This window comes from Pseudoxanthomonas sp. LjRoot204_2 (assembly GCF_056175765.1).
On record NZ_JBGFFG010000138.1, the window covers coordinates 1 to 7,834 of the forward strand.

A 7,834-nucleotide genomic window follows, 5' to 3' on the forward strand; every position below is an offset into this window, starting at 1 on the left:
CCGTGGCGGCGACGTAGTCCGCGCCCGCCAGGCTCAGCACGAACACGAGGAACCAGATCGTCAGCGCGACCAGCGCGGTGGCGGTCAGGCGCTGGTGCACGAAATGCTCGGTGCCGGTCTTCGCCGAGCCCAGGCCGCGCGCGTTCTTGATGGGGGTACGGAAGTTGCTCATGCCCCACCTCYCACCAGTACGTACGCCCACACCAGGGCGGTGATGACCAGGCTGCCGATCACCGACAGCCAGCTGCTGCGCACGAACGTCGCGATCCGGTAGCCGATGGCGAAGTCCTGCACGATGTGGCGGATGCCGTTGCACAGGTGGTAGGCGAAGGCCCAGGTCCAGCCGAACAGGAACACCTGGCCGTACCAGGCGCCGGCGTGGCTGCTGAAGCAGTTCCAGGCCTCAGGACCCATCATCAGCGCGACCAGGCCGGCCGTGATCAGCAGGGCGCCCGCAGCGAGCACGACGCCGGTCGCACGATGCAGGATGGAGGTCACCATCTGGATCTGCCAACGGTAGACCTGGAGATGGGGGGAAAGCGGACGTTGTGGAGTCGCCATTCGTTGCGCTCGTTGTCTCGGCTGGGCAGTCAGGGACCGCGTTGGCTATACGTGCACTGCTCAGAAATCGATGCAGCGTCCGTTCTTTTCCCAATCCCCGTAACGCGTGGGCTCGGGCCCGTCGCGGCCACCGATCTCCTTCTGCACGACCGTATCCGTCGCCCCTTCGCCGGGTGTCGGCGTCGAGGTGGCGGATGGCTGTGTTCCGGGATCGGGTTCGGGAGTCGGGGGAGTTTGACCTATCATGGCGGTCTCGCAACGCACAAAATTTTAATCCCCGCCCCCTTGGCTGACAACCTTTCCCGTACCACCGCGCCGTCTTTCGCCCTGTCCGACCATGCCCTGGTGACGCTGGAAGGGCCTGATGCGGCGGCGTTTGCACAGGCCCAGTTCGCCAACGACGTGGCCGGCCTGCCGGTCGGGCAATGGCAGTGGAACGCGTGGCTGACGCCCAAGGGACGCGTGATGGCGGTGTTTGCGCTGGCGCGGCTGGCGGAGGATCGCGTCTGGCTCGTACTGCCGGACCACCCTGCCCCTGCGTTCGTCGAGTCCCTGCGACGTTTCGTGTTTAGACGAAAGTTGAAGATCGAACTCCACGTCGATACGACGATCAGCGGCGCTTTCGCCGTACCCCACGCTGCGCGCGGCGCGACCTTGGGGATGGACGGCGGAGTGCTGGAGCTGGACTGGAGCGGACAAGGCGGTCCGCGCACGCTGCGTGTCGGTGCACCGGGCGTCGATGACGTTGCGCAGCAGGCCTCGTGGCGTGCCGCCGACCTGCGTCATGGTCTTCCCCGCCTTCCCGATGCCCAGCGCGAACAATGGACGCCGCAGCAGCTGGCGCTGGACAGGCTGGCCGCCTACAGCGTCAAGAAGGGCTGCTACCCGGGGCAGGAAATCGTGGCGCGCACCCACTTCCTTGGCAAGGCCAAGCGCGCATTACAGGGCTTCCACGCGGCAGGCTCCGTCGCTCCGGGCGCCATCGTGCGCGACAGCGAGCGCGACATCGGGGAAGTCGTCAGCACGGTGGCCGACGGTCCGCAGACCCTGCTGCTGGCCGTGCTGCCGCTGGACCACACCGGCGAAGGCGTGTTGGCCGATACGCAGCCGCTGACGCGCATTCCCTTGCTGGACGGCCTGAGCCGCTGACGATCCTGCGTGGCGATTGATCCACGTCAATGACGTGGGCGACTGCGTGCCTAGACTGCCGTGAACCCAGGCACGAAGACACGCGCATGCACCACGACGTCATCATCATCGGCGCCGGCCCCGCGGGGTTGTGCCTGGCCAAGGCCTTGTGCGATCTCGACCTCAAGGTCGCGCTCGTGGAGCGGCAGTCGCGCGCCGCCATCGCAGAGCCCGCGTTCGACGGCCGCGAGATCGCGTTGACGCATGCCTCAATGCGCCTGCTGCGCGACCTCGGGATCTGGCAGCATCTGCCCGACGACGCCTGCTCGCCCCTGCGCGCCGCCCGCGTCATGGAAGGCGACTGCCTGCACGACATGCGCATCGACGCCGCGCTGGCCGGCAAGGAACAGCTCGGCATGCTGGTGCCGAACCAGCGGATCCGCGAAGCGGCATGGAAGGCCGTCAGCGACCTACCCGGGCTGGATTTCTTCGATGGCGCGCGGATCCATGCCGTCCGCACGACCGACGACCATGCCGGCATCACCCTCGGCGACGGACTCCGCCTGGAAGCACCGCTCCTGATCGCGGCAGACAGCCGCTTCTCCGAGACGCGCCGCGCGATGGGTATCGGGGCCGATCAGTACGATTTCGGCAAGAGCATGCTGGTCTGCCGCATGCATCACGAACAGCCGCATCAGGGCGTGGCGTGGGAATGGTTCGGCCACGGCCAGACACGCGCGCTGCTCCCGCTGAAGGAGCATGAATCCTCCGTCGTCATCACCCTGCCGGATGCCGCGGCACGACGTCTCGCCGCGCTGGACATCGACGCATTCGCCTGCGAGATGGAGCAGCGCTACGGGCATCGCCTGGGCCACATGACGCTGGAAAGCAGCCGGCATGTGTATCCGCTGGTGGGCGTCTATGCGCGCCGGTTCGTCGGGCGCCGGTTCGCGCTGGCCGGAGACGCGGCGGTCGGCATGCACCCGGTCACGGCGCATGGCTTCAATCTCGGGCTGGCCAGCGTCGAGCGGCTGGCGGCCATGGCGCGCGACGCGATGCAGCGCAAGGGAGACCTCGGGTGCGCGGAAGGGCTGGCGCGTTACGAGCGCCGCCATCGCCGCGGCACACGGCCGCTGTACCTGGCCACGCGCGCCATCGTGGAGCTCTACACCGACGACCGTGCGCCGGCACGCTTGCTGCGCGAGGGGGTGCTGCGAGCGGGTCGCCGACTGACCCCTTTCCGGCGTGCGCTCGCGGGCATGYTGGCCGACGAGAGCCCGAGCGACCGTCGCCCGCTGCAGCGCCTGCGCGACGGCCTGGCGCTGTTGCGCCCGGCCTGACGGTTCAGGCCACCCAAGCCTCGAAACGATCCAGGAACAGCTGCAGGCGCTTGCGCAGGCGCTCGTCGGCGATATCGCCCGTCGCATCGATCTGGCCTTCGCGATACTGGATGGCGATCTCGGGCTGCGGCAGCACCGCMACGTCGACCGCCGCCAGCACGTTGCGCAGGTGTTGCTGGGCCGACACCGTGCCATGCGCGCCCGGTGAGGTACCGATGATCGCCGCGCGCTTGCCGCCGAAGGAATTGCTGCCGCCGGGACGACTGCCCACGTCGATGGCGTTCTTAAGCACGCCAGGAATCGAGCGGTTGTACTCCGGCGTGATGAACAGCAGCGCATCGCAGGCTTCCACCTGCTGCTTGAACTGCCGGCCCGTCGCGGGGAAATCCGCATCGTCGTCCTGGTCGTACAACGGCAGCTCGCCGATGCYGATCTCCTCGAACGCGAAGCGATCACCGGCCAGCCGCTGTACCGCATGCGCGAGCTGCCGGTTGTAGGAGCCGGAGCGCAGGCTGCCGATGATGAGACCGATGCGGGACGTGGGCATGTGCGTTTCTCGATCAGGTTGTGGCCGCCATCATGCCAGCCGGTCGGCCGCCGCGACGATATCGTCATCGCCCGGGAGTACCAGGAAGGCTGCGCCGGCCAATGGGATGTACGTATCCGCGCCGACCACGCGCTGGAAGGGACGCGCGCTATAGCCGGCCTCGGCGATCGCGGTGATGACCCCCTCGCCCACGCCCGCCGCATGGCGGCCTTCGTCGACGATCAGGATCCGCTTCGCCGTCTTCGCCTGCGCCGCGATGAACGCGGCATTGAGCGGGACCAGCCAGCGCAGGTCGACCACACGCACCTTCCAGCCATGCTTGGCCTCGATGGCACGCGCGGCACGCAGGCTCATCGGTACGCCGTTGCCATAGGTGAAGATCACCAGATCGTCCGCGCCTTCACCGTATACGCGTCCCTCGCCCAGTGTCATCGCCTCGTCCTGCGGCGGATACGGGAACAGCCACTGCCCGTCGCCGGTCTCGTACAGGTCCTTGGTCATGTACAGCGCGATCGGCTCGAGGAACAGGGTGACGCGCCCGTCCACCTTCGCCAGCGCCGCCAGCGTGCGCAGCATGGTGGCCGCATCATCGCCACGCGAAGGGCACCCGACGACCAGCCCCGGGATGTCGCGCAGGGCCGTGATCGAATTGTCGTTGTGGAAATGTCCACCGAATCCCCGCTGGTACCCGAGGCCGGCGACGCGCACGACCATCGGGTTGCGGTACTGGTCGTTGCTGAAGAACTGCAGGCTGGCCGCCTCGCCGCGGATCTGGTCGCAGGCGTTGTGGAAGTACGCCAGGTACTGGATTTCCGGCAGCGGCAGCATGCCCATGTTGGCGTAACCCTGGGCCATGCCGAGGATCATCGTCTCGTCGAGCAGCGTATTGAACACGCGGCTGCCCTTGAACGCCTTTTGCAGGCCCTTGGTGACGGTATACACGCCGCCCTTCTGCGCCACGTCCTCGCCGAACAGCAGCGTCTCCGGATACTTGCAGAACAGGTCGTGCAACGCGTTGTTGATCTGGATGGCGAGATGCCGGGGCGGCGACTTCTCGGGCAGCCTGTCCTCGCTACCGAAGGCCGCGACGCGCCGTTCGTGCGGGGCTTCGCGCACGGCCTCCGCCGCCACCGCGCCGGGCGTATAGGGCGCGAGTGGCGCCATCACGTGATCGAGCGTGGTGATGCGCGGACGGCGGTCGGCATCTTCGGCGGCAGCGAAGCAACGCTTGCGCATCGCTTCGTATGTCGCGAGCAGAGCGTCCTTGGTGTACAGGCCCGACGCCAGCGCGATCGCGGCACTGCGCAGCAGCGGATCGGTCGCCTCGACGGCGCACAGTTCCTCCAGCGGACGCCATTCGATTTCGAAGTCGGTGCCGGCGTGGCCCATGATGCGGGTGGTGCGCAGGTGCAGGAAGGTCGGGCGGCGGGTGTGACGGCAATGCTCGACCGCCGCCTGCACTTGGCCATAGCCGCTCGCCAAGTCCAGGCCGTCGGCGTGGAAATAGTCCAGGTCCTTGCGGTCGCGGAAATTGCGGCCGATCCAGCCGTCCGGTGTCTTCACCGAAATGCCGATCCCGTTGTCCTCGCAGACGAAGAGCACCGGGGCGGGAAGTTTCTGGTATGCGGTCCATGCGGCGGCATTGAACGCGGTCTGTGCGGTGGCATGGTTCGAGGACGCATCGCCAAACGAACAGATCGCAATGCTGTCGTCGGGAATCGGCAGCGCATGGCCGATGCGGCGCGCCTGTTCGATCGCCACGGCGGTGCCCAGTGCCTTGGGCAGGTGCGAGGCGATCGTCGAGGTCTGCGGCAGCACCCACAACGGCTTGCTGCCCCACACCTTGTGGCGGCCGCCGGACGCGGGGTCTTCCGCACTGGCGGCAAAGCTCAGCGCTGAGTCCATCACGGGATCCATGCCGGGCAGCTTGCGGAAGCGTTCGGCCATGAAACCGCCGCTGCGGTAGTGCAGGAAGGCGGGATCGGTATGCCGCGTCAGCCGCGCCACCATCGCGTTGCCTTCGTGGCCGGAGCTGCCGATGGTGTAGAAGACCTTGTTCTGYACGCGCAGCACGCGCGCCATCAGGTCCAGATGGCGACTCACGAGCTGGGATTCGAGCAGCTCCACGAAGCCAGTCGCATCCAGCGCACTGCCTGGCAGCACGGGCTCGCCGTGGGCCGGCACGCTGCGCACCTGGCCGTCCCATTCCCTGACGAACTCGATGAAATTCTGGTCGCAGATCTCGGCCCGGTTCAGGCCCTTCATGCGTGCGGGAATTGCTTTGGCAGTCATGTGCTCGCTCGGATCAGGAGGACGCCAGGCGCGCGGCGACATCGTCGCTCACGCCGGGCATGGGAACGAAACCCGGCTGCGCGCGTACGCGGGCCAGCCAGTCGGTGATATGCGGGTATGCGGCGAGGTCGAAGCCGCCTTCATCGGCGCAATGGGTATAAGCAAACAGCGCGATGTCGGCCACGCCGTAGTCGTCACCGGTGAACCACGCCGCGCCTTGCAGGTGCTTTTCCATCACGACCAGCGCCTGGGCGCCGCGTTCCTGCAGACGAGGCAAGTCGTCACGACGCGGCGAATCCACGGGCGTCCATCCGCGGATGAAGCGCGCCACCGCGATGTAGGGCTCGTGGCTGTATTGTTCGAAGAACAGCCAGCTCAATGCCTGCGCACGCTGCCAGGTATCGGCCGGCAGGTAGGGACTGCCGTCTGCCAGCCAGCAGAGGATGGCGTTCGACTCCACCAGGATCGCGCCGTCCGCGCGCTCCAGCATCGGCACCTTGCCGTTCGGGTTTTTCGCCAGGYAGTCCGGTGTGCGGGTGCCGCCATTGGCGCTGTCGACCTCGACCCACGCGTAAGGCCGTGCGAGCTGTTCGAGCAACAGGCGCACCTTGTGGCAGTTGCCCGAGGTGGACATGCCATGGACGGTGACGGGATCAGGCGACATGCGGGTGCTCCGGCGATACGGGAATGCGGGCGGCCTTGGCGAGATCCTTCTCCCGACCGAACGCGAGCAGGATGCGGCGTTGCTCATCCAACGTCGGCACACGCACTTCATGGCCGGCGACGTCAAGGCGTAGATCGTCGTGCACCTGCACGGGCCGCCATCCCGTGGCCGTCATCAGTTCCAGTCCACCCATGACTTCCACCGGCATCGGYAGGTGCACGAAGCGGGCGAACGCGGAACGGAAACGGGTTTCGTCTGCAGGGCGGTAGGCCGCATCGACGTGATCGATCCAGGCCTCCCGCAATTGCAGCGCATCGCGACGGCTGCAGAGTACGTCGATGTCCTGCGGTGCGACATTCGGAATATCCGCCAGCACCATCGCGGCACTGCCGATGATCCACCAGGGATCGCGGAACGTCCGCATCAGCTCGGGCAAGGCATCGTGCAGGCCTGCGTACAGCGCGGACGTCGACGTCACGGTTGGGCGACTCTGCGTTCCTGCCACTGCGCGCGCGTCTGGCCCCAGACTTCGACCGGTTTCTCGTGGTGCGGTTCGGGAAGGCGATCCATCCGCAGGTAGGTCGAACCAAGTTTCGCGGCGACCGACTTGGAGTTGGCGTTCTCCGGATCGATGGTATGGATCACCTCTTCCCAGCCCAGGTGTTCGAACGCCCAGTCGATACTGGCCGTCGCTGCTTCCGGCGCGTAACCGCGGCCCCAAGACTCACGGGCGATGCTCCAGCCTACTTCGGTGCCCGGCCAGCCTTCTGGCTGCCACGGCCCTACCCGGCCGATCCAGCGGCCGGTCGCTTTCTCGATCACCGAGAACATCCCGAAACCCTGCAGATGCCAACTGCCCAGCGTGGCGGCGAGGCTGCGCCATGCCGGCGAACGGGCCTGCGTGCCGCCGATGTAACGCATGGTCTCTTCATCGGTGGCGAACGCGGCCCACGCTTCGTAGTCCTCCCGCCGCGGCAAGCGCAGCAGCAGGCGGGGCGTGTCGAGTTGGAGTTCGGAAAGGTCCATCGGTGCCACGTCATCCCAGAACGGAAGGCCATCCCACGCGCTGAACACCCGGTCCGCGCACGCCGTCGGACGTGCGCGTTGCGGGACCCGCTCAGAACGCGTTGATGCCCGTCAGCTCGCGGCCGATCACCAGCTGGTGCACGGTTTCCGTGCCCTCGTAGGTGATGACCGATTCCAGGTTCAGCGCGTGGCGGATGGCGGCGTGCTCGGTGGTGATGCCGGCGCCACCCAGCAGGTCGCGGCATTCGCGGGCGATGTCGATGGCCATGCGGCAGT

The 7,834-nt window shown here is 67.2% G+C and carries 11 protein-coding genes; 2 read left to right on the forward strand and 9 right to left on the reverse strand.

The annotated features are described in order from the left end of the window. The 3 genes from AC04L7_RS08375 to AC04L7_RS08385 all read right to left on the reverse strand — a co-directional run. Nucleotides 1-172, reverse strand: a 172-nt coding sequence (locus AC04L7_RS08375) for a succinate dehydrogenase, hydrophobic membrane anchor protein (protein WP_475512816.1), incomplete at its 3' end; no start/stop codon positions are given. Continuing rightward, the gene (gene sdhC / locus AC04L7_RS08380) at nucleotides 169-561 is read right to left on the reverse strand and encodes a succinate dehydrogenase, cytochrome b556 subunit (protein WP_475512812.1); all 393 of its coding nucleotides are present in this window, start codon (nucleotides 559-561) and stop codon (nucleotides 169-171) included. The genes AC04L7_RS08375 and sdhC, both read right to left, overlap by 4 nt. A gap of 60 nt (nucleotides 562-621) precedes the next feature. Continuing rightward, nucleotides 622-807 (reverse strand): DUF1674 domain-containing protein, encoded by a 186-nt coding sequence (locus tag AC04L7_RS08385; RefSeq protein ID WP_296282421.1) that lies wholly within the window; start codon nucleotides 805-807, stop codon nucleotides 622-624. A gap of 39 nt (nucleotides 808-846) precedes the next feature. Here AC04L7_RS08385 and ygfZ point away from each other — a divergent pair, with 39 nt between their 5' ends. Together ygfZ and ubiM are read left to right on the forward strand one after the other, a co-directional pair. Next, nucleotides 847-1,710, forward strand: a complete 864-nt coding sequence (gene ygfZ / locus AC04L7_RS08390) for a CAF17-like 4Fe-4S cluster assembly/insertion protein YgfZ (protein ID WP_299343210.1) — start codon at nucleotides 847-849, stop codon at nucleotides 1,708-1,710. Nucleotides 1,711-1,796: 86 nt separating this feature from the next. Next, the gene (gene ubiM, locus AC04L7_RS08395; protein ID WP_435999115.1) at nucleotides 1,797-3,029 is read left to right on the forward strand and encodes a 5-demethoxyubiquinol-8 5-hydroxylase UbiM; all 1,233 of its coding nucleotides are present in this window, start codon (nucleotides 1,797-1,799) and stop codon (nucleotides 3,027-3,029) included. Nucleotides 3,030-3,033: 4 nt separating this feature from the next. Here the strand turns inward: ubiM and AC04L7_RS08400 are convergent, their stop codons facing one another. The 6 genes from AC04L7_RS08400 to AC04L7_RS08425 form a co-directional block, all read right to left on the reverse strand. Next, nucleotides 3,034-3,576, reverse strand: coding sequence for an NADPH-dependent FMN reductase (locus tag AC04L7_RS08400; RefSeq protein WP_475512813.1), 543 nt, complete (start codon nucleotides 3,574-3,576; stop codon nucleotides 3,034-3,036). Nucleotides 3,577-3,606: 30 nt separating this feature from the next. Continuing rightward, nucleotides 3,607-5,868, reverse strand: coding sequence for a thiamine pyrophosphate-dependent enzyme (locus tag AC04L7_RS08405; RefSeq protein ID WP_435999119.1), 2,262 nt, complete (start codon nucleotides 5,866-5,868; stop codon nucleotides 3,607-3,609). 13 nt (nucleotides 5,869-5,881) lie between these two features. Continuing rightward, complete coding sequence (locus AC04L7_RS08410; protein ID WP_475512814.1) at nucleotides 5,882-6,532, reverse strand: glutathione S-transferase family protein; 651 nt, start codon at nucleotides 6,530-6,532, stop codon at nucleotides 5,882-5,884. Continuing rightward, on the reverse strand, nucleotides 6,522-7,010 hold the full coding sequence (locus AC04L7_RS08415) for a nucleotidyltransferase family protein (protein ID WP_435999123.1): 489 nt from the start codon (nucleotides 7,008-7,010) through the stop codon (nucleotides 6,522-6,524). The genes AC04L7_RS08410 and AC04L7_RS08415 overlap by 11 nt, the downstream gene beginning before the upstream one ends. Continuing rightward, nucleotides 7,007-7,558, reverse strand: coding sequence for a GNAT family N-acetyltransferase (locus AC04L7_RS08420; RefSeq protein ID WP_435999125.1), 552 nt, complete (start codon nucleotides 7,556-7,558; stop codon nucleotides 7,007-7,009). Before AC04L7_RS08420 ends, AC04L7_RS08415 begins: the two co-directional genes overlap by 4 nt. Before the next feature lie 91 nt (nucleotides 7,559-7,649). Continuing rightward, nucleotides 7,650-7,834, reverse strand: a 185-nt coding sequence (locus tag AC04L7_RS08425; protein ID WP_475512815.1) for an acyl-CoA dehydrogenase family protein, incomplete at its 5' end; no start/stop codon positions are given.

Excerpts from the sequence above, each read along its gene's own strand:
- AC04L7_RS08420 (WP_435999125.1), bottom strand. The coding sequence starts at position 7,558 with ATGGACCTTTCCGAACTCCAACTCGACACGCCCCGCCTGCTGCTGCGC.
- AC04L7_RS08385 (WP_296282421.1), bottom strand. The coding sequence starts at position 807 with ATGATAGGTCAAACTCCCCCGACTCCCGAACCCGATCCCGGAACACAG.